Origin of the sequence: Streptomyces sp. ADI95-17, from assembly GCF_003846175.1 — a bacterium.
Classification (GTDB): Bacteria; Actinomycetota; Actinomycetes; order Streptomycetales; family Streptomycetaceae; genus Streptomyces; species Streptomyces sanglieri.
In genome coordinates, this window is sequence record NZ_ML123044.1 from 1,454,643 (window position 1) to 1,480,988 (window position 26,346).

The 26,346-nt window shown below is 72.1% G+C and carries 26 protein-coding genes and 2 pseudogenes; 9 read left to right on the forward strand and 19 right to left on the reverse strand.

Features of this window, described 5'->3' with window-relative positions; translation table 11 throughout:
* The 3 genes and pseudogenes from EES42_RS06530 to EES42_RS06540 all read right to left on the reverse strand — a co-directional run.
* Positions 1–651 (reverse strand): annotated as a pseudogene (locus tag EES42_RS06530) (phosphatase PAP2 family protein); the annotation flags it as partial.
* A gap of 92 nt (positions 652–743) precedes the next feature.
* Positions 744–1,427, reverse strand: coding sequence for a DUF1700 domain-containing protein (locus EES42_RS06535; protein WP_241196252.1), 684 nt, complete (start codon positions 1,425–1,427; stop codon positions 744–746).
* Positions 1,424–1,813 carry a PadR family transcriptional regulator gene (locus EES42_RS06540; protein WP_124717080.1) on the reverse strand — a complete coding sequence of 130 codons (390 nt, stop codon included), beginning with the start codon at positions 1,811–1,813 and terminating at the stop codon, positions 1,424–1,426. The genes EES42_RS06535 and EES42_RS06540 overlap by 4 nt, the downstream gene beginning before the upstream one ends.
* A 109-nt stretch (positions 1,814–1,922) precedes the next feature.
* Between EES42_RS06540 and EES42_RS06545 the strand changes: the two genes are divergently transcribed.
* Positions 1,923–2,537: a flavin reductase family protein gene (locus EES42_RS06545; protein WP_124717444.1), complete on the forward strand. Its 615-nt coding sequence runs from the start codon at positions 1,923–1,925 to the stop codon at positions 2,535–2,537.
* Positions 2,538–2,550: 13 nt separating this feature from the next.
* Here EES42_RS06545 and EES42_RS06550 read toward each other — a convergent pair whose 3' ends face one another.
* Positions 2,551–3,453, reverse strand: coding sequence for a LysR family transcriptional regulator (locus EES42_RS06550; protein ID WP_124717081.1), 903 nt, complete (start codon positions 3,451–3,453; stop codon positions 2,551–2,553).
* A gap of 105 nt (positions 3,454–3,558) precedes the next feature.
* Here EES42_RS06550 and EES42_RS06555 point away from each other — a divergent pair, with 105 nt between their 5' ends.
* Complete coding sequence (locus EES42_RS06555; RefSeq protein ID WP_124717082.1) at positions 3,559–4,302, forward strand: DUF6585 family protein; 744 nt, start codon at positions 3,559–3,561, stop codon at positions 4,300–4,302.
* A 49-nt stretch (positions 4,303–4,351) separates the two neighbouring features.
* On the opposite strand, the gene EES42_RS06560 is transcribed toward EES42_RS06555, so the two are convergent.
* On the reverse strand, positions 4,352–5,737 hold the full coding sequence (locus EES42_RS06560; RefSeq protein ID WP_124717083.1) for an MFS transporter: 1,386 nt from the start codon (positions 5,735–5,737) through the stop codon (positions 4,352–4,354).
* 173 nt (positions 5,738–5,910) lie between these two features.
* On the opposite strand from EES42_RS06560, the gene EES42_RS06565 reads away from it, so the two are divergent.
* The gene (locus EES42_RS06565) at positions 5,911–6,243 is read left to right on the forward strand and encodes a hypothetical protein (protein ID WP_124717084.1); all 333 of its coding nucleotides are present in this window, start codon (positions 5,911–5,913) and stop codon (positions 6,241–6,243) included.
* Here EES42_RS06565 and EES42_RS06570 read toward each other — a convergent pair.
* Complete coding sequence (locus tag EES42_RS06570; protein WP_124717085.1) at positions 6,200–6,667, reverse strand: ribosomal maturation YjgA family protein; 468 nt, start codon at positions 6,665–6,667, stop codon at positions 6,200–6,202. The two genes, EES42_RS06565 and EES42_RS06570, sit on opposite strands and share 44 nt — an antisense overlap.
* A complete protein-coding gene (locus EES42_RS06575) occupies positions 6,664–7,899 on the reverse strand; it encodes an MFS transporter (protein ID WP_241196296.1) in 1,236 nt (411 codons plus the stop codon). The genes EES42_RS06570 and EES42_RS06575 overlap by 4 nt, the downstream gene beginning before the upstream one ends.
* Positions 7,900–8,023: 124 nt before the next feature.
* Between EES42_RS06575 and EES42_RS06580 the strand changes: the two genes are divergently transcribed.
* A complete protein-coding gene (locus tag EES42_RS06580) occupies positions 8,024–9,010 on the forward strand; it encodes a GlxA family transcriptional regulator (protein WP_124717086.1) in 987 nt (328 codons plus the stop codon).
* A 26-nt stretch (positions 9,011–9,036) separates the two neighbouring features.
* Here EES42_RS06580 and EES42_RS06585 read toward each other — a convergent pair whose 3' ends face one another.
* Genes EES42_RS06585 through EES42_RS06595 form a run of 3 tightly spaced genes read right to left on the reverse strand, consistent with a single transcriptional unit; the run spans position 9,037 to position 12,227 of the window.
* Positions 9,037–10,086 (reverse strand): Zn-dependent alcohol dehydrogenase, encoded by a 1,050-nt coding sequence (locus tag EES42_RS06585; RefSeq protein ID WP_124717087.1) that lies wholly within the window; start codon positions 10,084–10,086, stop codon positions 9,037–9,039.
* A complete protein-coding gene (locus EES42_RS06590; RefSeq protein ID WP_124717088.1) occupies positions 10,083–11,276 on the reverse strand; it encodes an acyl-CoA dehydrogenase family protein in 1,194 nt (397 codons plus the stop codon). Before EES42_RS06590 ends, EES42_RS06585 begins: the two co-directional genes overlap by 4 nt.
* A 36-nt stretch (positions 11,277–11,312) precedes the next feature.
* A complete protein-coding gene (locus EES42_RS06595) occupies positions 11,313–12,227 on the reverse strand; it encodes an SDR family oxidoreductase (RefSeq protein ID WP_124717089.1) in 915 nt (304 codons plus the stop codon).
* Between the two features lie 83 nt (positions 12,228–12,310).
* On the opposite strand from EES42_RS06595, the gene EES42_RS06600 reads away from it, so the two are divergent.
* Positions 12,311–13,237: a cyclase family protein gene (locus tag EES42_RS06600; RefSeq protein ID WP_124717090.1), complete on the forward strand. Its 927-nt coding sequence runs from the start codon at positions 12,311–12,313 to the stop codon at positions 13,235–13,237.
* 48 nt (positions 13,238–13,285) lie between these two features.
* Here EES42_RS06600 and EES42_RS06605 read toward each other — a convergent pair whose 3' ends face one another.
* The 4 genes from EES42_RS06605 to EES42_RS06620 form a co-directional block, all read right to left on the reverse strand.
* Entirely contained in the window at positions 13,286–13,804 is a 519-nt protein-coding gene (locus tag EES42_RS06605; RefSeq protein ID WP_241196253.1) for an ATP-binding protein, read from the reverse strand.
* Positions 13,805–14,321: 517 nt separating this feature from the next.
* Positions 14,322–15,272, reverse strand: coding sequence for an acyl-CoA dehydrogenase family protein (locus EES42_RS06610; protein ID WP_124717091.1), 951 nt, complete (start codon positions 15,270–15,272; stop codon positions 14,322–14,324).
* 7 nt (positions 15,273–15,279) lie between these two features.
* Positions 15,280–16,440, reverse strand: a complete 1,161-nt coding sequence (locus EES42_RS06615; protein ID WP_124717092.1) for an acyl-CoA dehydrogenase — start codon at positions 16,438–16,440, stop codon at positions 15,280–15,282.
* 7 nt (positions 16,441–16,447) lie between these two features.
* Positions 16,448–17,641, reverse strand: a complete 1,194-nt coding sequence (locus EES42_RS06620; protein ID WP_124717093.1) for an amidohydrolase family protein — start codon at positions 17,639–17,641, stop codon at positions 16,448–16,450.
* A gap of 144 nt (positions 17,642–17,785) precedes the next feature.
* Here EES42_RS06620 and EES42_RS06625 point away from each other — a divergent pair, with 144 nt between their 5' ends.
* A complete protein-coding gene (locus EES42_RS06625) occupies positions 17,786–19,324 on the forward strand; it encodes a class I adenylate-forming enzyme family protein (RefSeq protein ID WP_124717094.1) in 1,539 nt (512 codons plus the stop codon).
* Between the two features lie 44 nt (positions 19,325–19,368).
* Here the strand turns inward: EES42_RS06625 and EES42_RS06630 are convergent, their stop codons facing one another.
* Together EES42_RS06630 and EES42_RS06635 are read right to left on the reverse strand one after the other, a co-directional pair.
* On the reverse strand, positions 19,369–19,890 hold the full coding sequence (locus EES42_RS06630; RefSeq protein WP_124717095.1) for an EF-hand domain-containing protein: 522 nt from the start codon (positions 19,888–19,890) through the stop codon (positions 19,369–19,371).
* A gap of 114 nt (positions 19,891–20,004) precedes the next feature.
* Positions 20,005–20,379 carry an STAS domain-containing protein gene (locus tag EES42_RS06635; protein ID WP_124717096.1) on the reverse strand — a complete coding sequence of 125 codons (375 nt, stop codon included), beginning with the start codon at positions 20,377–20,379 and terminating at the stop codon, positions 20,005–20,007.
* 293 nt (positions 20,380–20,672) lie between these two features.
* Here EES42_RS06635 and EES42_RS06640 point away from each other — a divergent pair, with 293 nt between their 5' ends.
* Both EES42_RS06640 and EES42_RS06645 read left to right on the forward strand, forming a co-directional pair.
* Positions 20,673–21,248, forward strand: coding sequence for an RNA polymerase sigma factor (locus EES42_RS06640; RefSeq protein WP_124717097.1), 576 nt, complete (start codon positions 20,673–20,675; stop codon positions 21,246–21,248).
* The gene (locus EES42_RS06645; RefSeq protein WP_124717098.1) at positions 21,245–22,612 is read left to right on the forward strand and encodes a zf-HC2 domain-containing protein; all 1,368 of its coding nucleotides are present in this window, start codon (positions 21,245–21,247) and stop codon (positions 22,610–22,612) included. The genes EES42_RS06640 and EES42_RS06645 overlap by 4 nt, the downstream gene beginning before the upstream one ends.
* Positions 22,613–22,631: 19 nt before the next feature.
* Here the strand turns inward: EES42_RS06645 and purU are convergent, their stop codons facing one another.
* Positions 22,632–23,510, reverse strand: a complete 879-nt coding sequence (purU, locus tag EES42_RS06650) for a formyltetrahydrofolate deformylase (protein ID WP_124717099.1) — start codon at positions 23,508–23,510, stop codon at positions 22,632–22,634.
* Between the two features lie 28 nt (positions 23,511–23,538).
* Positions 23,539–24,042, reverse strand: a complete 504-nt coding sequence (locus tag EES42_RS06655) for an SCO4402 family protein (protein WP_124717100.1) — start codon at positions 24,040–24,042, stop codon at positions 23,539–23,541.
* A 117-nt stretch (positions 24,043–24,159) separates the two neighbouring features.
* On the opposite strand from EES42_RS06655, the gene EES42_RS06660 reads away from it, so the two are divergent.
* On the forward strand, positions 24,160–25,437 hold the full coding sequence (locus EES42_RS06660) for an ABC transporter substrate-binding protein (RefSeq protein WP_124717101.1): 1,278 nt from the start codon (positions 24,160–24,162) through the stop codon (positions 25,435–25,437).
* Between the two features lie 49 nt (positions 25,438–25,486).
* Here EES42_RS06660 and EES42_RS06665 read toward each other — a convergent pair.
* A pseudogene (locus tag EES42_RS06665) lies at positions 25,487–26,346 on the reverse strand (hypothetical protein); the annotation flags it as partial.

A 26,346-nucleotide genomic window follows, 5' to 3' on the forward strand; every position in this document is an offset into this window, starting at 1 on the left:
CGCCACCACCGAGGCCCCGAGGACCGCGCCGGCCAGCACGTCGTGCGGGTAGTGCGCCCCCACCGCGACCCGCAGCAGCGCCGCCGCCGCGCCCACCGGCAGGGTGACGGCGGCGAGGCGCGGGCGCAGCACGGCCAGGCCCACGGCGAGGCCGACGGCGAGGGTGGCGTGGTTGCTCGGGAAGGACCAGTCGCCGGGCGGCGGGCACTCGGCGGCCGTCTCCGCGATGCCGTGCAGGGCCCGGCAGGGGCGTTCCTCGTCCACCACCAGCTTCACGGCCTCGCTCACCGCGTACGCCAGGACCGTGCCGATGCCGGTGAGCACCGTGCCCGCGGAGACCCGGGTGTCCCCGCGTCGTACGGCGCTCCACCAGACCCACGCCAGCAGCAGGCCGAGGACGACCAGGGTGCCGTCGGTGGCCGCCTCCAGCAGCGGTCCCGCCCAGGAGGGCGCGTCGGCCACCGCCCCGGTCACCGAGCGGTACGCGGACGCCGACGCGCCGCCCGTCACCTCCACGGCACCGGCCGCGCCCAGCCCGCCCGGCGCGAGCCCCACGACGGCCGCCGCGCCCACGCCCAGTACGGCGCAGGCCGACAGCGGCCGTGCGGTCCGGGTACGGGTACGGGTCCTGCTTCCGGTTTCTCGTCTCATGAACGTGAACCTAGGAGCGGCGGGAGCGGCGGACCCGGGCCGAACGGCAGGGCCCACCCCCGACGATCGTCGGGGGTGGGCCCTGTCCGGGACTACTGCCGCTGCCCGGCGTTCGCGTCGCTCCGCACCCGCCAGAGCCAACCGGCCCCGGCGACCGTCACGACGGCCACCGCCACGATCGCCGTCCAGTACTCGGTCTGCGACGGGTCGTTGGGGTAGCTGAAGAGGAACCAGGCCACGTTCATCAGCGAGGGTGCCAGCGTGGTCAGGCCGAAGCCGGTCCACTTCTGGCTCTTCGTCCAGTGCCGGGACCTGAACAGCACGACGGCTCCGGCCACCTTCAGCGCGAAGCCGAGCGGTACCCAGAGATAGCCGAGACCGAAGGCGAGCACCGGCAGCAGCACCACGAGCCACGCGGGCGAGCGGCGACCGGGCGCCTCCCCCGCGCCGGCGCCGGTGACAGCCCCGGCACCGGGAAGGACCCCGGGGCCGAACCCGGACTCCTGGAGCGCGGTGGCGGCGATGGTGCGCGGGTCGCCCAGTTCGCGCAGGATCTCCCGGTCGCTGCCGCCGGGCCGCTCGGCGAGCGCGATCTCGATGTGCTCGGCGAGATCGGCGACGAGTTCCTGGCGGCGTTCGGCGGGAAGCGCCGACGCCTCGCGCTCGACCGTCGCGAGGTAGTCCCGGACCAGTTCGCTCCCGGTGCTGTTCCCGGCGTTGTTTCCGGTGTTGTTCCCAGCACTGTTTCCGACGCTCTGCGACTTCTTCGTGTTCATCGTCCGGTCTCTCCAGATGCCTGCGGTTGCGCCTTCGGCGCGAGAAGGTGGTCGACGGCATCCCGGAAAACGGGCCACGTTCCCGTGAACTCCGCGAGCGCGGCGCGTCCGGCCTCGGTCAGCTCGTAGTAGCGCCTCGGTGGCCCCGAGGCGGACTCCTGCCAGGTGGTGTCGACGAGCCGGTCCCGCCGCAGCCGCGACAGCAGCGGGTACACCGTGCCCTGGCTGGTCGCCAGCGCGCCGGTCTCCTCCAGTTCCCGCAACAGCTCGACCCCGTACCGCGCCCCGTCGCGCATCAGGGCGAGCACGCAGTACTCCAGCACCCCCTTGCGGAGCTGGCTCTCGGCCTTGCTCGCGGTGCGGTTGCTCGGATCACCTGGTTCCATGCAATGCAATGTACCTTGCGACGCACAGGCATGTCCAAGCCGCCGGTCCCCGGCCCTTCACAACTGACGACACGTCAGTTCTAATCGAGGGGTGATGGGACACGCAGGCATGGCCGCCATCGCCGTCCGGTACCTCAGGTCCGTCGGCGCCGCCACGACCGCCGGACCGGCGCCGGTCGATCCACTGCCGCGCCCGCATCTGCGAGCCGTGGCCGACGGGGAGCGGCCGCCCGTCGACCCGGGCGAATTCCGCCGCGTACTGGGGCACTTCGCCAGCGGGGTCACCATCGTGACCGCGCACGACCCGGACGACGCGGCGGGCCCGACGGGCTTCGCCTGCCAGTCGTTCGCCTCGCTCTCCCTCGATCCGCCGCTGGTCACGTTCATGGTGGCCCGTACGTCGACGACCTGGCCGCGCATCGCACGCGCCGGGGCCTTCTGCGTCAACATCCTCGGCGCGGACCAGGGCGCGCTGTGCCGGAGCTTCGCGGTGAGCGGCGCGGACAAGTTCGCGGGGGTGGCGTACGAGGCGGCCCCGGCGACCGGTTCGCCGCTGCTGGACTCCGTACCGGCCTGGATCGACTGCCGCGTCCAGACCGTCCACACGGGGGGCGACCATCTGATCGTCGTCGGCCGGGTGGCGGCGATGGGGGCGGTGGACGGGGCCGATCCGCTGCTGTTTCACCGGGGGACGTTCGGACGGTTCGGGCCGCTCGACGGGTGAGCGCGTCGGCCGCTCAGCCGACGGTGCCGCCCGGGACCGCGTCGCGCAGCAGGTCCCGGAGCTCCAGTGCCGCCGGGAGCGGCGCGGTGGCGGGCAGTGCGACATGTACGGTCCGGTGCGGGGCGAGATCGCCGAACCGGCATACGGCGAGTTCGGCGGGGACCGCCCAGGCGGCCAGCGAGGGGACCAGCGCGACCCCCAGTCCGGCCGCCGCGTAGCCGAACTTGCCGGTCCACTCGCCGATCCTGGTGATCCGCCTCGGCCGGAAGCCGGCCCGGCCGCAGACCTCGGCGAGCATCAGGGGCCGGTCGGCGGAGACGTCCTGCAGCCAGGTCTCGTCGCGCAGTTCGCGCAGATCGATCGTCCCGGCTCCGGCCAGGCGGTGGTCGCGGGGAAGGACGACGAACAGCTCGTCCTCCAGCAGCACCTCGGTCGTGACGCCGTCGACCGGCGGCAGACCGGACGGGTAGTCGCTGACCACGGCCAGGTCGAGCGCCCCCTCCGCCAGTCGCCGCATCGACTCGCCGGTCCGGCCCTCCACCGCGACGATCTCGGCCTCCGGCCTGGACCGCGCGAACGCCCGTAGCGCGGCGGGCACCAGTGAGACGTTGGCCGTGGCGAACGCGCCCACCCGCAGCCGGCCGCCCCGCCCGGCCCGGATCGCGGCCATCTCGTCCTGCGCACCCGCCAGCCGCGCGAGCACCTCCACCGCGTGCCGGTGCAGGGCGCGGCCGGCCGGATTCAGCCGCACGCCCCGGGCCAGCCGTTCGAAGAGCGGCCCGCCCGTCTCCTTCTCCAGCGAGGCGATCCGCCGGGACACCGCCGACTGCGTGTAATCGAGCCGGACCGCGGCCTTCGTGAACGATCCGGTCTCGGCCACGGTCACCAGCAGACGCAGCGCGTCGATCTCGAACACATTCCCCCCATGCATGGCTCACATGCAATCTAGTCGCTGGTGGAATGCCTTGTCCGGCCCTAGTTTCAGAACGAGTTGACGAGCTTCGAGACGAGGGACACGTCCATGGCAGTTGCACCGAACACCCTGCCGCCCGAGGCCGCCGAACTGGCCGCCACCCATCGACTCGGGTCCCTGCAAGGCACTTTCACTCCCAAGCGCCTGAACAAGCTGCTCTTCGCCCTCTACATCTTCACGACGATCCACCTTCTGGCGATATTCGTGATCCCCGGCGTGCTGTTCTTCTGGTGGCTGCGCCGGACCCCGGACTTCAGCCGAAGACAGGCCGCCAAGCGTCTCCACCTGTTCGAGCACGGTCTGATGGTGCACCCGCAGTCCGGCGACGGCGTGGTCGTCATCCGCTGGGACTCCGTACGGCTCTACCAGAACATCACCCAGAAGATCATCAACGGCATCCCGTCGACCACCGAGTACGTCTACTCCGCGGTGGGTCCGGGCCGGGACCACGCGACGATCACTCACTTCTACGAGGGCCCCGAGACCTGGGGACCCCATATGCAGCAGGCCGTCCTCCGGGCCCAGGGGCCGGCGGCCCTGGAATCGGTCCTGGCGGGCGAGACGGTGAACTTCGGGGACCTCTCGCTCTCCGCCACCGGCCTGACCGCCAGGGCGAAGGGCCTGCTCCCCTGGTCCGAAGTCCGGGAGATCCAGGTCAGGGCGGGCCGGATCCTCGTCGCGGGGACCGGCGGCTCCGGCGCCTGGTGCAACTCCGCCGTCAGCGACATCGCGAACCTGCACGTCTTCCTGGCCGTCGCCGAGCACCTCCACACCCACCGCCCGGCGGCCTGACCACGGGCCACCGCCCGGCGGCCGGCCATGGCCCGCCGCCCCCGCACCGTCAGCCGAGTCCGGCGACCGCGTCCGAAGGTTCCCGGACCCGCCGGATCACCAGCGCCATCAGCGCCGCCATCGCGCACAGCGCCCCGGACGCGTACCAGACCACGTCGTACGTACCGAACACGTCGCGCGCCACCCCGCCCAGGAACGCCACCAGCGCCGCACCCACCTGATGGGACGCCAGCACCCAGCCGAAGACGATGGCGCTGTCCTCCCCGTACTGCTCGCGGCACAGGGCCAGGGTCGGCGGGACGGTGGCGACCCAGTCCAGTCCGTAGAACACGATGAAGAAGATCATCGGTGGCTCCACGGTGGGCTGCATCAGGAACGGCAGGAACAGCAGCGAGACGCCGCGCAGCGAGTAGTAGACGGCGAGGAGGCGGCGGGCGTCGAAGCGGTCGGTGAGCCAGCCGGAGAAGACGGTGCCGACGATGTCGAAGATCCCGATGACGGCGAGCAGCGAGGCGGCGGCCGTGATGGGCATGTGGTGGTCGTGCGCCGACGGCACGAAATGGGTGCGGATCAGGCCGTTGGTTGATGCCCCGCAGATCGCGAACGACCCGGCCAGCAGCCAGAACGGTCCGGTGCGGGCCGCGTCGATCAGGACGCGCACGGTCCGCCTCGCCGCCCCGCGCGCCGGCGCCGGCTTGTCCGCGTACTCCCCGCCGTACGGGGCCAGCCCCGCATCGGCCGGGTGGTCGCGGAGCAGCAGCCAGACGAACGGGACGACGGCCAGGGCGGCGAGGGCGACGGTCACCGACGCCGGGCGCCAGCCGTGCCGGTCGACGATCCAGGCGCACAGCGGCAGGAAGACGAGCTGCCCCGACGCGCCCGCCGCGGTGAGGATGCCGGTGACCAGGCCGCGCCGGGCCACGAACCAGCGGTTGGTGACCGTCGCGGAGAAGGACATCGCCATCGCGCCGGTGCCGAGCCCGACGAGCAGGCCCCAGTAGATCATCAGCTGCCAGGCGGCCGTCATCCACACACTGGCCAGCGCCCCGGCGGCCACGGTGCTGAGCGCCACGACGACGACCCGGCGGATGCCGAAGCGGTCCATCAGCGCGGCGGCGAAGGGTGCGGTGAGCCCGTACAGCGCCATGTCGATGGAGACGGCGAGGCCGATCTCCCCGCGCGACCAGCCGAACTCCGTGTTGAGCGGGTCGATGAGGAGGCCGGGGAGGGCGTTGAAGGCGGCGCCGCCGATGATCGTCACGAAGGTGACGGCGGCGACGATCCAGGCGCGGTGAACACGTCGGCCCGAGAGACGCCCGGAAACCGCGGAAGCCGCGGGGACTGCGGGGACCACGGGGGGAGTTGCGGGGGCTGTCGGCCGGTCGTCGTCCCGGGCGGCGGCGCTTTCGGTTGTCTGGGTCACATCACTCAGCATCGGGGCAGGGCGCACCTCCCCACGAGTGGCCGGAGGGACACCGTTCGCAGGAATCGGGCCACCGGGACCGTCGCTTTCCGGCCCGGACGGACAGACCCGGATGCGCGTACGATCTCCAGTCGGCCGAGGAGCCGGGCCCGCCGGCCTCGCCGTGTACCAATCCGGGGGACTCCATGCAGTGGGCAGCACGCCAGTACTTCCACCACCGTTCCGCGCTGATGCAGACCTGGGGCGCCGTACTGCTGCTCGTGGCCTGTGCGCTGTGGGTCTGGCTGGGCTTCCTGCTGGCGGGTCAGCAGGACATGTACTGCTACCGGACCATGTCGGGGTCGTGCGAGGTGGACACCGGCCTGCCGAAGCAGTTGACCGTGCTGGGGATCTCCGCTCCCCTGTCCGTCGTCGGCGCGGGCCTGCTCGTCGCCGGGACGGTGCGCAGGCAGACCAGCGCCCATGTCTTCGAGGTCATCGAGATGCAGAAGTCCGAGGAGCGCAGCCGGCAGAAGTAGTCGCGGAACCGACCACCGCCGACACCGCCCAGGCGAAGCCCGCGCCCACCACGTACCAGAACAGGTCGGGGGCGTTGAAGGTCGAGCCGAGCACCAGCCGGGCCACCGCGCTGTGGCGGGAGAGGTCCGCAGGCATCCCGGTCAGTTGCAGCAGTTCCACCGCCCAGCTGAACACCAGCGCCGCCCCGGCCCTGACCACCGGGCGTGCGCCGGGCGCGATCACTGCGGCCAGGGCGCAGACCAGCACGGTGTAGAGCGCGTCCCCGGCGTACTTGGCGAGGTCGCCGTCTGCGAACGCCCTGACCCCGAGCCCGGCGAGGACGGTCAGCACCGCGGCCCCGGCCGCGACCGCGCGTACGCGCAGGGCCGCGACCGCGCTCGGGGCCCTGCGGGACGGCGCCGCCGCTCCCCCGTCCCCCGTCATCGGATCCGTTCCAGCCGGCTGATCGGCCGGGCCACCAGCAGCACCGCCACCGCCAGCAGGTTGATCACCGCTCCGGCCAGCAGCACCTCGGGCGCCCCCACCCGGTCCGCGACCGGTCCGGCCAGTGCCCGGCCCGCCGCCAGCATCAGCAACGAGCCCGCCACGTCGTACGCGTGCAGGCGGTTCAGCGCCTCCGGCGGCACATGGGTCTGGACCGTCGTCGACCACATCACCAGCCAGAACGCGAACGCCGAACCCGCCACGAACTGCCCCACCCCGAGCGCGAGCACCGGCATCCCGAGCCCCAGCGCCACCAGGTTCACACAGACCCCGGTCAGCGCCACGGCCCCCGCCGCGAGCGGGCGCCGGGGTCTCAGCCGCAGGGCGAGCAGCCCGCCGACGACGCTGCCCGCGCCGTTCACCGCCATCATCACGCCGTACGTCCCCGAGCCGTGCGCCTCGGTGACCTCGACCGCGGTGAGCGGCAGCATCGGGCCGAGCACCGTGAAGCCGTACACCGTCCAGATCGCGATCACCCCCCACAGCCAGCTTCGGGCCCGGAACTCCCGCCACCCGTCCACCAGTTCGGCGACGAAACCGCCGCGCTGCGCCTCGTCCGAGGGGGCCGGGGCGAGCCGCAGCAGGAACAGGCAGACGCCGGAGACCAGGAACGTCGACGCGTTCGCCGCGTAGACCGCCCCGGCGCTGGCCAGCCCGACGAGCATGCCCGCGAAGGCCGGGCCCGCCATGGTCATCAGCGCCTCGGAGACCCGCAGCACCGCGTTGGCCCGCTGCACGTCGGAGGCCACCCGGGGCACGGTCGAGGCGACGCCCGGCTGGAAGAGCGCGGCACCCACCCCGGCCACCGAGCTCAGCGTGTACACCGCCCACAGCGGGGGGTTCCCGGTGGCGAAGGAGAACGCCAGCGCGGAGGCGCCGACCAGTCGCAGCGCGTCCGCGATGATCATCATCCGGCGGGGTGTGAACCGGTCCGCCAGTACGCCGCCGAAGAGCACGAAGACCGCCAGCGGCCCCATCCAGGCCGCGAGCGCGAACCCCACCGAGGAGTGCGGGCGGCCGGCCCCCAGCAGGCCCGCGGTGAGCGCCACCGGGATCATGCCGTCACCGAAGAGCGCCGCGGTTCGGGCGACGAAGAACAGCCGGAAGTTACGGTTCCAGAGCCCGTCCGGCCGGCCGTCGCCGATCAGCCGCACGGAGGACGAACCGGGCAAAGGGTGCCGTACATCGTCACGTTCGGCGGCGGGAATGCGCGGGTGCTCCGCTGACTTTTCCTTCACAGGAGTGACATGTATCAGGGTTGAGGTCTATACCACTAGGGGTGAAGGGAGTCCGCCGATGCCGCACCGCATAGCCGTCCTGGCCCTCGACGGGCTGCTCCCCTTCGAACTGGGCATCCCCCAGCGGATATTCGGCCGCGCGTTCGGTCAGGAGCCGCACGAAGAGGGCCGCAGCCTGTACGAAGTCGTGACCTGTTCCGTCCGTGCGCCGGGGCCGGTCGGCACCGACGCCGATTTCACGATCACCGTCGAGCACGGCCCCGAGACCCTGGCCACCGCCGACACGGTGGTGATTCCCGCCAGCTACGAACTCGGCCCCGTCTTCGACGAGGGCAGGCTCACCGACGAACTGGCCGCCGCTCTCGCCCACATCCGGCCGGGGACCCGGATGGTCTCCATCTGCACGGGCAGTTACGTACTGGCCGCCGCCGGATATCTCGACGGCCGCCCCGCCACCACCCACTGGTCGCACGCCGACCACTTCCAGCGGCTCTTCCCCGAGGTCCGGGTCGACCCGGACGTCCTGTTCATCGACGACGGGGAGGTGCTGACCTCCGCCGGGGTCGCCGCCGGGATCGACCTCTGCCTGCACATCGTGCGCCGCGACCACGGCACCGCCGTCGCCAATGACGTGGCCCGCCGCACGGTGGTGCCCCCGCACCGGGACGGCGGGCAGGCGCAGTACATCCGACGCCCCGTGCCCGACACCCAGTTCGCGACCACGACCACGGCACGCACCTGGGCGCTCGGGCGGCTGGAACGGCCGATCCTGCTGCGCGACATGGCGCAGCAGGAGTCGATGAGCGTCCGGACCTTCACCCGCCGGTTCCGGGAGGAGGTCGGGGTCAGCCCCGTCCAGTGGCTGACCCGGCAGCGGGTCGAACGGGCCCGGCAACTGCTGGAGTCGACGGACCTGTCGATCGACCAGGTGGCCCGGGACGCGGGCTTCGGCACGCCCACGTCGCTGCGGCAGCACCTCCAGGCGGCGCTGGGGGTCTCCCCGACGGTGTACCGGCGCACGTTCCGGGCCGCCGGGAGCGGCTGACCGGAAGGCCCGGCCGGCCAGGGGGCTCAGAACACCAGCACTCCGCGCGCCACCCGGCCCTCGTGCGCGTCGTCCGCCGCCCTGTCGAAGTCCTCCACCGGGTAGGTGGTGGTGACGAGTTCGTCCAGGAGCAGCCGGCCCTCCCGGTACAGCTCCGCGTAGAGCGCGACGTCCCGCTGCGGGCGCGAGGAGCCGTACCGGCAGCCCAGGATCGACTTGTCCAGGAACAGCGACGAGACGAGGAACGACGCCTCCGCCGTGGCCGCCGGGACGCCCAGCAGGACCGCCTGGCCGTGCCGGTCCAGCAGGTCGATCGCGGTACGGATCAGTTCCGCACGGCCCACGCACTCGAAGGCGTGGTCGGCGCCGCTCGGCAGGATGTCCCGCACCCCGTCCGCCGAGGTCAGGAAGTGGGTCGCGCCGAACTGCCGGGCCGCCGCCTCCTTCGCCGGGTTGGCGTCGACGGCGACGATCGTCAGCGCGCCCGCGATCCGGGCACCCTGGATGACGTTGAGCCCGATGCCGCCGGTGCCGATCACCACGACGGAGTCGCCCCGGTCGACCTTCGCCCGGTTGAGTACGGCTCCGACTCCTGTCACCACCCCGCAGCCGATCAGCGCCGCGGAGGTCATCGGGATGTCCGCCGGGATCTTCACCGCCTGCACTGCCTTGACCAGGGTCCGCTCGGCGAAGGCCGAGTTGGAGGCGAACTGGTACAGCGGCTTCCCGCGCCGCGAGAACGGCTGCCCCGGCATCCCGATCGCCTTGCGGCACATCGTCGGGCGCCCCCGGTCGCACTGGGCGCACGCCCCGCAGTTGGCGAGCGTGGACAGCGATACGTGGTCGCCGGGCGCCACATGACGGACGCCGGCGCCGACCGCCTCGACCACCCCCGCGCCCTCGTGACCGAGCACCACCGGCGGCGGGAACGGAATCGTCCCGTCGATCACCGAGAGGTCGCTGTGGCACAGCCCGGCCGCGGCCACCGCCACCAGCACCTCGCCGGGGCCCGGATCGCGTATCTCCAGATCGTCGACGACCTCGGTCCGTTTGCCGTCGAAGACGACGCCTCTCATCTCGGCTCCCTCGGTAGGCCGAGCACCCGCTCGGCGATGATGTTCCGCTGGATCTCGTCCGAGCCGCCGTAGATGGTGTCGGACCGGGTGAACAGGAACAGGCGCTGTGCCTCGTCGAGTCCGTACGGTGCCTTCGCCGACCAGTCGTCCGGGCCGACGGCCGCCGCCGCGCCCCTGACCTGCACGGCCAGTTCCCCGAGGCGCTGGTGCCAGCCGCCCCAGAGCAGCTTCGCCACACTGGGCGCGCCCGGGTCTCCGGTGGAGCCGAGGGTGCGCAGGGCGTTCCAGCGCATGGTGCGCAGCTGCGCCCACTGCCGTACGAGACGTTCGCGCAGGACCGGGTCGGTGACGGCGCCGCTGTCGACGGCCGCCCGGACCACCCGGCCCAGCTCGGCGGCGAAGCCGATCTGCTGGACGAGCGTGGAGACGCCGCGTTCCAGGGCCAGCAGGCCCATGGCGACCGCCCAGCCGTTGCCCTCGCCGCCGACGCACTCCGCGGCGTGCGCCCCGTCGAAGAAGACCTCGTTGAACTCGCTGGTCCCGGACATCTGGCGGATCGGCCGCACCTCGATCCTGCCGGGCTGGTCCATCGGTACGAGCAGGAACGACAGGCCGTGGTGTCGGCTGGAGCCGGGCTCGGTGCGGGCCAGCACGAAGCACCAGTCGGCCTCCTTCGCCAGTGACGTCCAGATCTTCTGCCCGGTCACCCGGTGGCCGCCGCTCCGGTCGGGCACGGCGGCGGTGCGCACCGCGGCGAGGTCCGATCCGGCGTCCGGTTCGCTGTAGCCCTGGCACCAGAGCTCCTCGCCGCGGGCCACGGCGGGCAGGAAGCGCCGCTGCTGTTCCTCGCTGCCGTAGGCGATCAGGGTCGGGGCGAGGAGGTTCTCGCCGATGTGGCCGACCCGGGCGGGGGCGGCGGCACGGGCGTACTCCTCGGCCCAGACGACCTGCTGGGTGAGGCTCGCGCGGCGGTTGCCGTGGCCGCTGCCGTGGTCGTCCCAGCCGAGGCCGATCCAGCCGTCCCGGCCCAGTTCGCGCTCCCAGGCACGGCGGACCGCGACGCCCTCGTGCTCGCTGCCGGGACCGCCGGTGCCGGCGGCCGCCGCGTACTCGCCCACGAGGTGCGCTTCCAGCCAGCCGCGTGCCTCCGCGCGGAACGCGGTGTCGTCGGGGCCGAAGGTGAAGTCCACGATGTCTCCTGACCGTTGCCGCTCGCCGTGCGGGGCTCACGCGTTGGGGCGCGCCTTCGCCGCTGCCGCCGCGGCCATCTCCTCCAGCCGGGCCAGCATCGGCATCGGGTCGGTGCCCACCGTCCCCGGCAGGAAGTCCGCGATCCGTTCCGGGGTCCACGCCCCCTCGACGTACCCGGCCCGCAGCTCCCGGGGCTGGGCCCAGACCGCGATCTTCGGTCCCGCGACGGTGTACACCTGGCCGGTGATCTTCTCCTGACGGGCCCGCTCGCTGAGCAGGTAGACGACGAGCGCCGCCACGTCCTCCGGCTCGCCGATCTCCTTGAGCTCCATGGGCACGTTGGCGGACATCCGGGTGCGGGCGACCGGGGCGACGGCGTTGGCCGTGACGCCGTACTTGTGCAGGCCGAGGGCCGCGCTCCGCACCAGCGAGATGATCCCGCCCTTCGCGGCGCTGTAGTTGGCCTGGGCGACGCTGCCCTGGTGGTTGCCGCTGGTGAAGCCGATCAGGGTGCCGCCGCCCTCCTGCTTGCGCATCACCGCCGACGCGGCCCGGAAGACGGTGAAGGTGCCCTTGAGGTGGGTGGCGACCACCGGGTCCCACTCCTCCTCGGACATGTTGAACAGCATCCGTTCGCGCAGGATCCCGGCCACGCAGACGACCCCGTCGATCCGCCCGAACCGGGCCAGCGCCGTGTCCACGATCCGCTGGCCGCCCGCCATCGTGGAGATGTCGTCGGCGACGGCCACGGCCTCGCCGCCCGCCGCCTCGATCTCCTTGACGACCGACTCGGCCACCTCGCTGCTGGGCTCGCCGCCCTCGATGGAGACGCCGTAGTCGTTGACGATCACCCGCGCTCCCTCGGCCGCCGCCGCGAGCGCGACCGCCCGCCCGATGCCGCGCCCGGCACCCGTGACGGCCACCACCTTGCCTGCCAAGAAGTTCCCCATGCCCGGCCCCTTCCCGCGGTTTCTGACGGACCGTTAGATTTTATGGGTCATCAGGTCCACGAGCACAAGCCCCAGGAGGCGCCATGTCACTGCCGGCCGAGTTCCACGACATCGCGAAGCGGGTCAGCAACTGGGGTCGCTGGGGCGACGACGACGAGATCGGGACGCTCAACCTGATCACCGACGCCGTGGTGCGCGAGGCCGCCGCCACCGTCCGCAGCGGTCTGCGGATCCCGCTCGCGCTCCCGCTCCAGCAGGACGGTGTGCAGAGCGGACTGATCCCGGGACGGATCAATCCGCTGCACACCATGATCCAGATAAACCAGGAGCTCTTCGGCCCCGGCACCGTCGCCACCAGCGACGACACGGCCGTACTGAGCCTGCAGACGGCCACCCACTGGGACGCCCTCACCCACGCCTCGCACTCGGGGAAGATCTACAACGGCCGCCCGGCCGCGACGATCACCGCCCACGGCGGCGCGCAGTTCAGCGGGATCGACAAGGCGCCGCACATCGTCTCGCGCGGGGTGCTGCTCGACGTGGCGCGCGCCCACGGCGTGGACCGGCTGCCCGGCGGCCACGCGGTCACCCCCGCGGACCTGGACGCGGCCGAGGAACTGGCGGGGGTGCGGGTCCGCTCCGGCGACATCGTGCTCGTACGGACCGGGCAGGTGCAGGTGTATCTGTCGGGCGACAAGCACGCGTACGGCTATCCGTCGCCCGGCCTGTCGATCCGGACGCCCGAATGGTTCCGCGCGCGCGACGCGGCGGCGGTCGCCAACGACACCCTGACCTTCGAGATCTTCCCGCCGGAGATCGAGGACCTGTGGCTGGGGGTGCACGCCCTGGACCTCGTCGAGATGGGCATGCTCCAGGGCCAGAACTGGAATCTGGAGGCGCTGTCCACAGCCTGTGCACAGGAGAAGCGGTACGCCTTCCTGCTCTCCGCGATGCCGGAGCCGTTCGTCGGCGCGACCGGCACCCCGGTCGCGCCGGTCGCCGTCCTGTGACGGGACCGGCCGGCGCCGGACAGCAGCCCGGACGGACTGCTTTAACCTTTATGCAAAGTTCGTCATGGCCTGTGATGCCTTGCGCGCATCACGGCCCGCGTCCCCCACGCCGGGCGCGGTGCCCTGTGCGCCGGAGTGCAGCGGCAGCTGGATCAGCGGTGCGCCGCGGTCGACCTCGCACCAGATGCGCTTGCCCGCGCCCTCCGGCTGCCAGCCCCAGCGGTCCGCGAGGCCGTCGACCAGCTCCAGGCCCCGGCCGTTGGTGTCCTCGCCGGCCGCGTGGCGCTGCTGCGGCGGGCGGCAGCTGGCGTCGGCCACCTCGACCCGGACGGTCCCGGGCGCACCGGCCGAGCCGGTCAGACCGAACAGCATCCGCAGCACCGCCGGGCACCCGGTGTGCACCACCGCGTTGGTGACCAGCTCCGAGATCAGCAGGATGAGCGTCTCGGCCAGTGGCTCGTCGTCCCTTATCCCGGACCCGACCAGTCTCGATCGGGCCCATCTACGGGCCCGCCCGACCTCCGCGGGATCCGGCCCGACCTCCAGCTGAACCTGAAGCACCTGCACCGCTCACACCATCCGAACCGGCGGACACATCGCCTCGCGCCTCCTCGGGGTCACGGAACGTGATTCCCCTGCGAGACAGCATGGTTGACGTACAGTCACCGCAACAAGCGCTTCGGGCATATTCCAGCGCCAAGGAGTACGCGTGATGCATACTGTGCGACGCACGTTGCGGGGAGTCGAACAGAGGCACGCAAAGGCCGCCCGAACCGCCTCCCGGGCGCTCCCGGCGCTTCTGCCAGGAACACGAGCAGGACACCGCTCCGGACCCGGAGTCACCGCAGGGGCAACTTCCGGATCGCCCGGTTCCAGTTCCTGTCGCATCCAACGGAGCGTACCCGAGCCCGGCGCCGACTCCACCCCGTGACAAAGAACGTGAAGGCCGGAGACCGGCCCCCGCGCCCGCCGACTGCACTGCGTAACTCCGCAGCGTGAGGCTCGTGGCCCTGCCTGTCACCTCCGTGCACCGTACATTCACCCGCCGCCGGGTGCCGGAAGCCTGCACGGAAACCCTCCGGCTTCAGCACAGGTCCCCCGCAAGCACCTCCTCGGCCGCCGCCGCGGTGAGCCACTGCCCGGACCGCAGCCAGGCCCGTTTGAGGTGCAGGTGAACATCTGCCTCCCAGGTGAAGCCCATGCCGCCGTGCACCTGGAGGCAGTCCCGCGCGTTGCGGACCGCCGCGTCGTCGGCGAGCAGTTTCGCGCCCGCGATCTCGACCGGGTCCGCCGTCACGGCCGCCGCGTACACGGCGCAGCGAGCCAGTTCGGCCCGGACCAGCATTCCGGCGCACAGGTGTTTGACCGCCTGGAAGGACCCGATCGGCGATCCGAACTGTTCGCGCTCACCGGCGTGTTGGACGGCCATCTCGGTCGTCCGGGCGGCGCTGCCGAGCTGTTCGGCGGCGGTCAGCAGGGCCCCCTCGTCGCGCAGCCGCCCGCCCCCGGGCAGCCGCTCGCCGGTCTCCTCCGGGTCCCCGGCCCGCCACAGGGGCGTGAACGGGTCGATCGAACGTACGGGGGTGGCGTCGCCCCGTACCCGGGTGACGTCCACCGACGCGGCGGACGCCCGCGGCCCGTAGCCGGGGCCGAGCACCAGCAGCGCGTCCGCCTCCCCCAGGTGCGCCACCGGCTGCCCCGGGTCGAGCACGGCGACCACCGTCCCGCCCTGCGCCGCGCCCTTCACCGGACCGGCCGCGAGGTGGGTGGCGATCAGCGGCCCCGGCAGCAGCGAGCGCCCCACCTCCTCGAAGAGCAGCACCGATTCCGGCAGCCCGAGCCCGACGCCCCCCTCCGCCTCCGGCAGCCGCAGCGCGAAGAACCCGGCCTCGCCGAGCTCCCGCCACAGCGCCCGGTCGACGCCGGTGCCGTCGTCGAGCGCCGCCCGCATCCGGTCCCTGCCGAAGCGCCCGGCCAGGAGTTCCCGCACCCCCGCCCGCAGGGCCCGCTGGTCGTCCGAGAGCTGGAAGTCCATGAGTGCGTCAGCGCCCCTTCGGCAGGCCGAGCATGCGTTCGGCGACGATGTTCCGCTGGATCTGGGAGGTGCCCGCGGCGATGGTGTACGAGAGCGAGGAGAGCCGGTCCAGGACCCACTCCCGGTCCAGGTCCGCGCTGTCGGCGCCGAGCACCTCGGCGGCCGCCTCGTACAGCTCCTGGCGGGCGTGCGAGTAGCGCAGCTTGAAGACCGAGCCGCCGGTGCCGGGCACACCGCCGCCGCCGGCCCGCTGCGCCTCGCTGACGTTCCACTGGGTGAGCCGCCACAGCGCCCGGAATTCGGCGTTCAGCCTGCCCAGCCTGCGGCGCAGGACCGGATCGTCCCAGCGTCCGCTGCGCCGGGCCTCGGCGGCCAGCTCGTCCAGGGTGCGGCGGCAGGCGACGACCTCGCCGACGAAGGCCGTACCGCGCTCGAAGGAGAGGGTGACCATGGTGACCCGCCAGCCGTCGTTCTCCGCGCCGACGCGGTGCGAGAGCGGCACCCGCACCTCGTCGAGGAACATCTCGGCGAACTCGGTGGACCCGGCGAGGGTGCGCAGCGGGCGGACGGTGACCCCGGGCGCGTCCATCTCCATCGCCAGCCAGGTGATCCCGCGGTGCTTGGGCGCCGCCGGGTCCGTGCGCACCAGGAGCTCGCACCAGTCGGCGACCTCCGCGTGCGAGGTCCAGATCTTGCTGCCGCTCACCACGTAGTGGTCGCCGTCGCGCACCGCCCTGGTCCGCAGCGCGGCGAGGTCGGACCCGGCATCGGGCTCGCTGAACCCCTGGCACCAGATCTCGTCGCCGCGCAGCACCGGGGGCAGCCAGCGTGCCCGCTGCTCCGCGGTGCCCTCGGCCGCGATCGTCGGGCCGGCGTGCAGCAGCCCGACGAAGTTCGCGCCGACGTACGGGGCGCCGGCCTTCTCCGTCTCCTCCAGGAAGATCAGGTGCTGGGTCGGGGTCGCGCCCCGGCCGCCCGCGTCGACGGGCCAGTGCAGACCGGCGTAGCCGGCGTCGTGGAGCATCCGCTGCCAGGCCGTGTCGTACGCGCGGCGGCCCGGCCAGTCGTCGGGGCGGGGCTTCGGCGGCAGTCCGGGCAGCACTCCGCCGAGCCACTCCCGCAGCCGTGCCCGGAACTCCCGCTCCTCCTCCGTGTACGCGAGGTCCATCGCGGGCCTACTTGTCGAGGTCCAGATCGAGCATCCGGATCGCGTTTCCGCGCATCAGTTTGTAGACGGTCTCGTCGTCCAGTCCCTTGACGTGGTCCAGGGCGACCTCCTTGGTGTGCGGGAAGGTCGAGTCGACGTGCGGGTAGTCGGTCTCGAAGGTGGCGTTGTCCCGTCCGACGACGTCGAGCGAGGCGACGCCGTGCTTGTCCCGGAAGAAGCAGCAGAAGATCTGCCGGTAGTAGTACGTGGACGGCGGCTCGGGGATCAGATCGCGCACCCCGCCCCAGGCCCGGTGCTCCTCCCAGACGTCGTCGGCGCGCTCCAGGGCGTACGGGATCCATCCCATCTGGCCCTCGCTGTAGGCGAGTTTGAGCTGCGGGAACTTCACCAGGACCCCGCTGAACAGGAAGTCCATCATCGAGGCCATGGCGTTGTTGAAGGAGAGGCTGGCCTGTACGGCGGGCGGGGCGTCGGGCGACGCGGCGGGCATCTGCGAGCTGGACCCGATGTGCATGTTGACGACCGTGCCGGTCTCCTGGCAGGCCGCGAAGAACGGGTCCCAGTACCCGGTGTGGATCGACGGCAGTCCGAGGTGGGTGGGGATCTCGGAGAAGGTCACCGCGCGCACCCCGCGCGCCGCGTTGCGGTGGATCTCGGCGACCGCCAGGCCGATGTCCCAGAGCGGGATGATGCAGAGCGGGATGAGCCGGCCGCCGCTGTCGCCGCACCACTCCTCCACCATCCAGTCGTTGTAGGCGCGCACGCAGGCGAGCGCCACCTCCTTGTCGTGCGCCTCGGCGAAGGTCTGGCCGCAGAAGCGCGGGAAGGTCGGGAAGCAGAGGCTCGCCTCGACGTGGTTGAGGTCCATGTCCTTGAGCCGCTCGACCGGATCCCAGCAGCCGGGCCGCATCTCCGCCCGGGTGATGCCCTCCAGCGTCATGTCGTCGCGGTCGAAGCCGACGGCGGCGATGTTGCGCTTGTACGGGAACTTCAGGTCCTCGTATATCCACCAGTCGGTGGGCGGGCCGTCCGGGTCCATCGTGATGACGTACTTGCCGCCCGTGTAGGCCAGCTCGCCGATGCCCGCGGTGAGCGGCTGCGGGCCGCGCTCGCGGTACTTGGCGGGCAGCCAGGTCGAGAAGAGGTGCGGCGGCTCGATCACATGGTCGTCGACGCTGACGATCCGAGGCAGTTCCGTCATGGTGTCCCCTCCGGCGCGCGATTTTCTGATGACCCGTCAGATATATGTCGCCATCAGGCTAGCCCCGCACCCCTGGACCGACAAGGCGCAGCGCTCTACGCTCTGCGCACTATCTGACTGTCCGTCAGCTGTGAGGGGTACGCCGTGACCGAGACCGCGCACGCCCTGGGTGCATCGGGCACCTTCTGGGAACTCGTCGAACGCCGGGCCGGCCTGACCCCGGACCGCCCGTTCCTGATCCAGGACGACCGCACCCTGACCTTCGGCGAGCTGCGCGACTGCGGCGAGCGGGTCGCGGCCGGGCTGTGGGAGATGGGCGTACGCCCCGGCAGCGTCGTCGCCTGGCAGCTGCCGACCCGGATCGAGACGGTGCTGCTGTCTTTCGCGCTGACCCGGATCGGGGCCGTGCAGTCGCCCGTCATCCCGTTCTACCGGGACCGCGAGGTGGGGTTCGCGCTGCGCGAGTCGAAGGCGGAGTTCTTCGCCGTACCGGGCACCTGGCGCGGCTTCGACCACACCGCGATGGCCGGACGGCTGACGGCGGACCGGCCGGTGACGGTGTTCGAGGCGTACGCCTCGCTGCCGGACGGCGATCCGTCGGTGCTCCCGCCGCCGCCCGGCGACGGCACGCAGGTGCGCTGGATCTACTGGACCTCGGGCACCACCTCCGACCCGAAGGGGGTGCTGCACACCGACCGCAGCCTGATCGCGGGCGGCTCCTGCCTGGCCCACGCGCTGCGGCTGTCGGCCGACGACATCGGCTCGATGGCCTTCCCGTTCGCCCATGTCGCCGGGCCGGACTACGCGATGATGCTGCTGCTGTACGGCTTCCCGGCGGTGCTGTTCGAGCACTTCGCGATGCCGGACGCGCTGGAGGGCTACCGGCGCCACGGGGTGACGGTCGCGGGCGGGTCCACGGCGTTCTACTCGATGTTCCTGGCCGAACAGCGCAAGGCCCCGGACCGCAGGCTGATCCCGAGCCTGCGGCTGCTGGCGGGCGGCGGGGCCCCGAAGCCGCCGGAGATCTACCACGCGGTGGTCCGGGAGATGGGCGTCCAGCTCACCCACGGGTACGGCATGACCGAGGTCCCCATGATCACGATGGGCGCCCCCGACGACACGGTGGAGCACCTCGCCGGGACGGAGGGGCGGCCGCCGGCGGGCATGGAGATCCGGATCACCGACGAGGACGGCAAGCCGCAGCCGCACGGCACGGACGGTGAGGTGCGGCTGCGCGGGGAGGCCGTCTGCAAGGGCTATCTGGACCCGGCGGCGTCCGCTTCGGTCTTCGACGCGGAGGGGTTCCTGATCACCGGCGACGTCGGCCATGTCAGGGAGAGCGGGCATCTGGTGCTCACCGGGCGGCTGAAGGACATCATCATCCGCAAGGGCGAGAACATCTCCGCGAAGGAGATAGAGGACCTGCTGCACCGGCACCCGGACGTCGGGGACGCGGCGGTGATCGGGCTGCCGGACCCGGAGCGGGGCGAGCTGGTCTGCGCGGTCGTGGAGCAGCCGGCGGGTGCGGCGCCGCTGACGCTGACGCAGCTCACGGGGTATCTGCGGGCCGAGGGGCTCTCCGTGCACAAGCTGCCGGAGCGGCTGGAGGTGGTGGCCGCGCTGCCGCGCAACGAAGCCCTGCGCAAGGTGCTGAAGTACCGGCTGCGGGAGCAGTTCGCCTGAGGGCCCGACGGGGGTGCGGGTGTCGCCCCGCACCCCCGTCGGTCCTACGCGTCCGGGGCGATCACCGTGAAGTAGTCGGCGAACGCCGACACCGCCTCGTCCTCCGCGATCCTGCCGTCCTGGTCCGCGTCCAGGCTCCGGGCCGCGATCCGCGCCGTCCCGGCGTCCGCGCCGAGCACCTGCAGCGCCCGTTCCACGGCGGGTACGGCCGCCTTGCCCCGGTCGTCCGGGTCCGCCACGGCGATCGCCGCGCGCAGGAAGGGGCGGGCGATCTCCGCGAAGCGCTCCGGGTTGTCGCGCAGCCGTTTCACGGCCCCGCCCACGAACTCCTCACGGGTGACGCGCTGGTCCCCGTCGACATCGGCGATGCCCGCCATGCCCTGCCAGAACGCCTCGGCCCCGATGTAGAGCGCCTGGCCCTTGTCGCAGCGCGCCGTCGTACCGAATTCGGCGAGCAGTCGGGCCGCGGCGGCACTGAAATCCGCGCGATCGATGTATCCGTTGCCGTCCTGGTCGAAGGCGGCGAAGCGGAAAGCGATCTTGCGCTCATACTCTGCGCTGTCCATGCGGGGAGCGTACGACGCCGGAAGGCGTCACGTGTCACTTACGCGCTCCACCGGTGTCACGACCCGGTCATCGCCGCCCGCCGCCACCCCCGCGGACGGCGCCCCGGAGCGGCTTCACGCGGAGAGCGGCCGGGCCCGGTCGTCGACGGCGGTGTCCCAGTCGGGGTAGACCTCGAAGAGCCGGCGTACGCCGAGGGCGGCGAGCACCCGGTTGACGTGCGAGCCCTCCTCCGCGCCCCGGGCCGGCAGGATCAGCCGCAGCCGGCCTCCGCAGGAACGCATCAGCCGGCGGGAGGCGATCAGCACACCGACCCCGCTGGAGTCGCAGAACAGCACCTCGGAGAGGTCGAGCACCACATCGTGGCGGCCGACCGCGACCGCGTCATGGACGGACTGGCGCACCGCGGGCGATGTCAGCAGATCCAGTTCGCCGCGTATGTGCAGTACGGTCCATTCACCCTGCACGGTCTCGGCCACTTTTAGTGTCACGCCACTGGGCCTCTCGTTCCGGGGCTTCCGACGATCCGGAAGTTTCCGTTCCTTCTCGCGGCTGCCCCAGCCGCACCCCTATGAAACACCGGGCGCCCTGACAGGACGCAGCCGGATTCGAACAGAAATGATCGGTTCAGGTCCGCTTCCATCGGAGCCGACTGACGCATTCCCTATCATCCCGGGCCTCTTGACGGGCGTACTTGCCGCAAAGAGAGGCACATGGCCGGCACCGCCGACTACATTCGATGTGACGAGGGGAACAGAGCAGAGGGAACAGGGTCGGGGGTCGCATGGCCAAAAACGCACCACCCCGCTGGGACCGCAAGATGCAGCAGCGGCTGGCACGCGGTGAGGCGGCGGCTCTCGGTGAGCTCTACGACCGGTTCGCCTCGCTCGTGCACAGCCAGGCCCACCGGATGCTGGACGACGAGACCGCCGCCGACCTGGTGACCCGCGAGGTCTTCGGCTACGTGTGGGAGAACCCGAACGCGTACGACCCCAAGGAGGGCTCGATGCGCTCCTGGGTGGCCCGGCTCACGCGCCGCCAGTCCGTGCGGCGGCTGCGCGAGGAGAACGGCCCGCGCGACGACCCGGACGAGGACGGGAACGGTCTGGAGGAGCGGGTGCACCGGGCCACGGTCGCGGCCCGGGCCGACTACATCGTCGCGTCCATGCCCGCCCCGCTGCGGGCCGCCCTGGAGCTCGCCTACATCCAGCGCCGGGACTACCGGCAGACCGCGGCCGACCTCGGGGTCACCGAGGACGAGGCCCGCCGCCGGCTCCGCCTCGGGCTGCAACTGCTCTCCACCGCGCACACCCGCCCGCTCGAAGGGATGTCGCCGCCCGGATACGGACGGCCCCTGTGACCGACGACGAGGCGGACGGCCGCGGCGACGGCGGACACGACGACGAGGTCCGGGGCGCACCGCGCATACCGGGACCCCGGGCCGCCGCGGACGACTTCGACCTCTCCGCCGTACCCCTGCCGCCGCCCGTCCCCGCGAGCCCGCCCGAGGAGCCGCGCACGCCCCCGCGGCCGACAGCACCGGAACCGGAATCCGCCGTGGCACCACCGGCCCCATCGGACCCATCGCCCCCGTCGGACCCGCCGGTGCCGGCGCACCGCGTCCTCAGGGCGCTCCTCGGCGCGTGGGCCCTGGCGGCCTGCTCGGCGGAGGAGACCGAGGCCGTCGAGGCGCATCTGACCGAGTGCGCCACCTGCGCGGACGAGGCCCTGCGGCTGCGGGACGCGGTCGGGCTGCTGCACACCGACCGCAGCCTGGATCTCGACCCGACGCTGCGGACCCGGGTGATCGACGCCTGTCTGAGCCGCCGCCCGGCCGACATCCCGGTGCCGGACTGGGCCGCTCCGTACGACGCGGAGACCGCGCGGCTCGACGCGCTGCTCCGTGACATCGGCAGTTCGGAGTGGCACGCCCCGGTACGGCTGAAGTGGTTCGAGGACGAGCAGGAGGCCGGCCGCAAGACCACGGTCGCCGGCGTCATCGGCCATCTCATGGCCGTCGACGGACTGATCGGCGCCGCCCTGGACCTCGATGTGCCGCTCGGCGACGGAGTCCTGGGCCGGGGCGCCGACTGGCCGCTCTCGCCCACCGCACGCACCGAGCGGTACTGGTCCGCCGCGCTGCGGCCGCCCACCCGCGCGGTCCACGAGCCGTGGCGGGCGCAGAGCCACACCCTCATCCGTACGGTGTCCTTCGCCGGCCGCGGGGTCTCCGAGCTCTCCGTCTCGTACGGGGACTTCGCCCTCCCGATGCACGACGCCCTGCTGGACCGGGCCTTCGAGTGCTGGGTGCACGGCGGCGACATCGCGGAGGCGGTGGACTATCCGTACGAGCCGCCGTCCGCCGCCCACCTCAACCGGATGATCGACCTGGCGGCCCGGCTGCTGCCCGCCGCCCTCGCCGAGCGCCGCAGGACCGGTCTTGCCGGGCCCGCCCGCCATCTGGTGACGGCCGGTTCGCCGGGCCGTTCGCTACATCTGGAGGTCGAGGGTTCGGGCGGCGGCGACTGGTACATCCCGCTGGATTCCCCGGCCGCGCTCGGATCCCCCGCGCACACCGTGGCGCAGGTCGCGCTGGACGGCGTGGAGTTCTGCCAGCTGGTGGCCGGGCACGTGCCGCCCGTCGAGGCGGCGGCCGGTCAGGAGGGCGACCGCGAGGCGATCCGCGACGTGCTCTCCGCCGCGGCCTCGCTGAGCCGCCTGTAGTTCCCTTCGTGCCGGGTGCTCAGGCGAAGACCACCGTGCGGTGGCCGTTGAGCAGGATGCGGCGCTCCGCGTGCCACTTCACGGCCCGCGCCAGCGCCTGGCACTCCACGTCGCGCCCGATGGCGACCAGCTGGTCCGGGGTGACGTCGTGGCCCACCCGCTCGACCTCCTGCTCGATGATCGGCCCCTCGTCGAGGTCCGCGGTCACGTAGTGCGCCGTCGCACCGATCAGCTTCACACCGCGGGCGTGCGCCTGGTGGTACGGCTTCGCGCCCTTGAAGCTCGGCAGGAAGGAGTGGTGGATGTTGATGATCCGGCCGCTCAGCTGCTTGCAGAGGTCGTCCGAGAGGACCTGCATGTAGCGGGCGAGGACGACCAGCTCGACGTTCTCCTCGCGCACCAACTCCAGCAGCTCGGCCTCGGCCGCCGCCTTGTTGTCCCTGGTCACCGGGATGTGCCGGAAGGGGACGTTGTACGAGGCGACCAGCTCGGCGAAGTCCGTGTGGTTGGAGACGACGGCGGCGATTTCGACCGGCAGCGCACCGATCCGGGAACGGAACAGCAGGTCGTTGAGGCAGTGCCCGAACTTGCTGACCAGCAGCACGACCCGCATCCGGTCCGCGGAGCGGTGGATCTGCCAGTCCATCCGGAAGGAGTCGCCGACGGCGGCGAAACTGGCCCGCAGCTTCTCCACGGACACCGGGGCGTCCGCCGAGAAGTGGACCCGCATGAAGAACAGGCCCGTGTCGTGGTCGCCGAACTGCTGGCTGTCCTCGATGTTGCAGCCGGTCATGAAGAGATAGCTCGACACGGCGTGCACGATGCCCTGCTTGTCGGGGCAGGAAAGAGTGAGGACGTACTGCTCGGGGGCGGCGTCGGCAGGCCGTGGCACAGTCATCCTCGTAGCGTGCCACACCGGCCGGGAATCAGGCAGATCTGGTCATGATGCGGAGCACGTCGAGGGAGCGCGGCGGTGTGTCGGGGTCCTCGCCGTCGTTGCCCGCGAGCAGCACATGGGCCTCGCGGGCGGCCAGTACCGCCTCCTGCCAGCCGTGGTGCTCCAGATACGCCGAGACGGGGGCGTCCGCGCCGACCTGGTGCATGATGCGCAGCACCCGGAGCACGGCGACGTCGACGAGAGCGGCCTCGTTGGTGTCGCGGAAGATCGTCCCGATGTACTTCTCGGCGGACCAGTTGTCCAGCCAGGTGTCCTCGACCAGGCGGTACACGGCGTCGGTGACGTCGCCGTACCCCTCCCGGCCGGCCAGCCAGCACTCGTGGTGGAAGACGGGGTCGGAGAGCATGTGCAGCGCCGAGCGCACGTTGCTGCGCCAGCGCCACCAAGGCATGTCATTCAGCGGCATGCCGCCCATGGTGGAGGAGCGACGGCCGCGACGGGAAGAGTTCTCCGAACCTTGCTGCACGGTCATCGATCGTACGTTCCCTTTTCCGCCGACCGCACCGGCCCCTGCAATTCACCTCGATGTCACTGAGCGTTGAGCGGGTCACACTGTGGCGTTACCCCGCGGCCGGAAATGTTCGTGACCATGACCGGACGGCGACGCCTCACCTTCCCCCGCCCCTACAAACTCCTCACAAGTGCGGCGGCCGGGGCGTTGCTGGTCACCGGCTGTGGCGCACTCCCTGGGGCCACGGGGGGCTCCAGGGAGCCCATCACCGTCATGACATGGGCCCCCGGCGGCGTCACGGTGCCGGACGCGGTGAACATGGCGGGCATGACCGCCATGGCCCGCACCTACGCCCGCTGGGCCAACGACAACGGCGGGCTGGCCGGTCACAAGCTGCGGGTCGTCACCTGCGACGAACAGGACACCTCGATCGGGGCGGCGAACTGCGCGCGGCTGGCCATCAAGCAGAAGGCGGTGGCGGTGGTCGGCTCGTACAGCCGGCACGGCACTGCGTTCATGCCGCCACTGGAGGGCGCCGGAATCCCCTACATCGGCGGGTACGGCGCTTCCGACGAGGAGTTCAGCAGCTACATCTCCTTCCCGGTCAACGGGGGCCAGCCCGCCCTGCTCGCGGGCAACGCCCGGCAGCTGTCCCGCAGTTGCGAGCGGGTGTCCGTGGTCCGCCCCGACACCCTGGCCGGCGACGGCCAGGCCTGGCTCCTCAGGACCGGCCTCACCGAGGCCGGCCGGCCCGCCCCCGCCGACATCCGGGCACCCGAGTCGGCCACTTCGTACGACGAGGCCGCCGCCCCCGCGCTCCAGGCGGCGGGGGCGTCCGACGGCTGTGTGACGGCGGTGCTCGGGAAGCGCACGGAGACCTTCTTCGACTCCTTCCGGCGGCTCGAACCGTCGTACGGGAACGTCCGGATCTCCTCCGTGCTGGGCAGCGTCGACCAGCCGCTGATCGACAGCACCGGCGGCCGGAACAGCCCGTTCGAGGGGGCGTACATCACCGGCTGGTACCCGGACGCGGGCGACGCCCGCTGGGACGCGATGCGGAACGTGATCCGCAAGCACGCCTTCGGCGACAACCGGATCGACCCGGACGACACGGGCGTGCAGACCACCTGGATCGCGTACACCGTGCTGAAGGAGATCGTGGAGTCGGTCGACTCCGCGCAGATCACCTCCTGGAAGCTGACCTCCGCCCTCAACCAGGGCACCCCGGCGGAGACCGGCGGCCTCACCCCGGTGCTGCGCTGGGGCTTCACCGACGTGCTGGGCTCGTCCTCGTATCCCCGGATCGTCAACACCAGGGTGACGTATCAGGTGGTGCGCGACGGCCGGCTCGTCGCGGACCGGAAGGGCTTCATGGACGTCTCGAAGACCCTGTCGGACGCCAGCGCGAGGAGCTGATCCGCGGCGCCCGCCCGGATTCGCCGGACGGGCGCCGCGGGACGGGCCGTCAGAGCTGCGTGGCCGCCCGCCGGGTCAGTCCGTACTTCGCCGCGATCGAGTTCCACAGCCCGGACGCCTGCCGCTTCGCCTTGCTCGCCTCGCCGCTCTGCACGGTGGCCGCTTGCGTCTCGGAGGTCGTACGCGCCTTCCCGTGCTTGCACACCTTCTTGCCGTTCTTGGCCTGCGCGGCCCAGGCGGCGTAGTGCTCGTCGGCGGCGGCGGAGGCCTGCCAGGCCTTGGTGAGGGAGGCGGTCAGCCGGGCGTGGTCCGGCAGCTTGTCGACGGACAGCTCTTCGAGCCGGGTCACCAGATCGCGGCGCTGCTGGGCGGCGCCCTTCAGATCGGTCACGGCCTGGTCCAGATCCGTGCAGCTCTTGGTCTTCTCGACGGCCCCGATGACCGCGGCACGGCTGTTGTTGCTGTCCGCGAGCAGCTTGTCGAGCGCCTCGGCCTGCGGCTTCGCCGGGTCGGCGGCGGCCTGCGTGGAGGGCTTCCCGGCCGGTGAACTCGCCGCGGCGACCGGCTGCTTGTCGTCCTTGCCCTTGTCGTCGCCGCCGCTCAGCAGCGCACCGGCGCCGAGCCCGACCACCGCGCAGCCGACCACGACCGCCGCGATCAGCGTGACGTGGGCCCGCTTCCTGCGCGGCGGCTGCGGCTCCTCGCCCACCGGCTGGTACGCGGTCTGCGGCGGCTGCTGCGCCTGCGGGGCGCCCTGGTACTGCGGGGCGCCCTGGTACTGCGGGGCGCCCTGGAACTGCCGGCCCGGGTGCTGACCGGCGTGCTGGCCGGGGTCGAGCCGGGGCATCTGCTGGGTGGCGCCCGCCGGTTCGTCGTTGCGGAACAGGTTGTCGAACTCGGCGGGCGGCT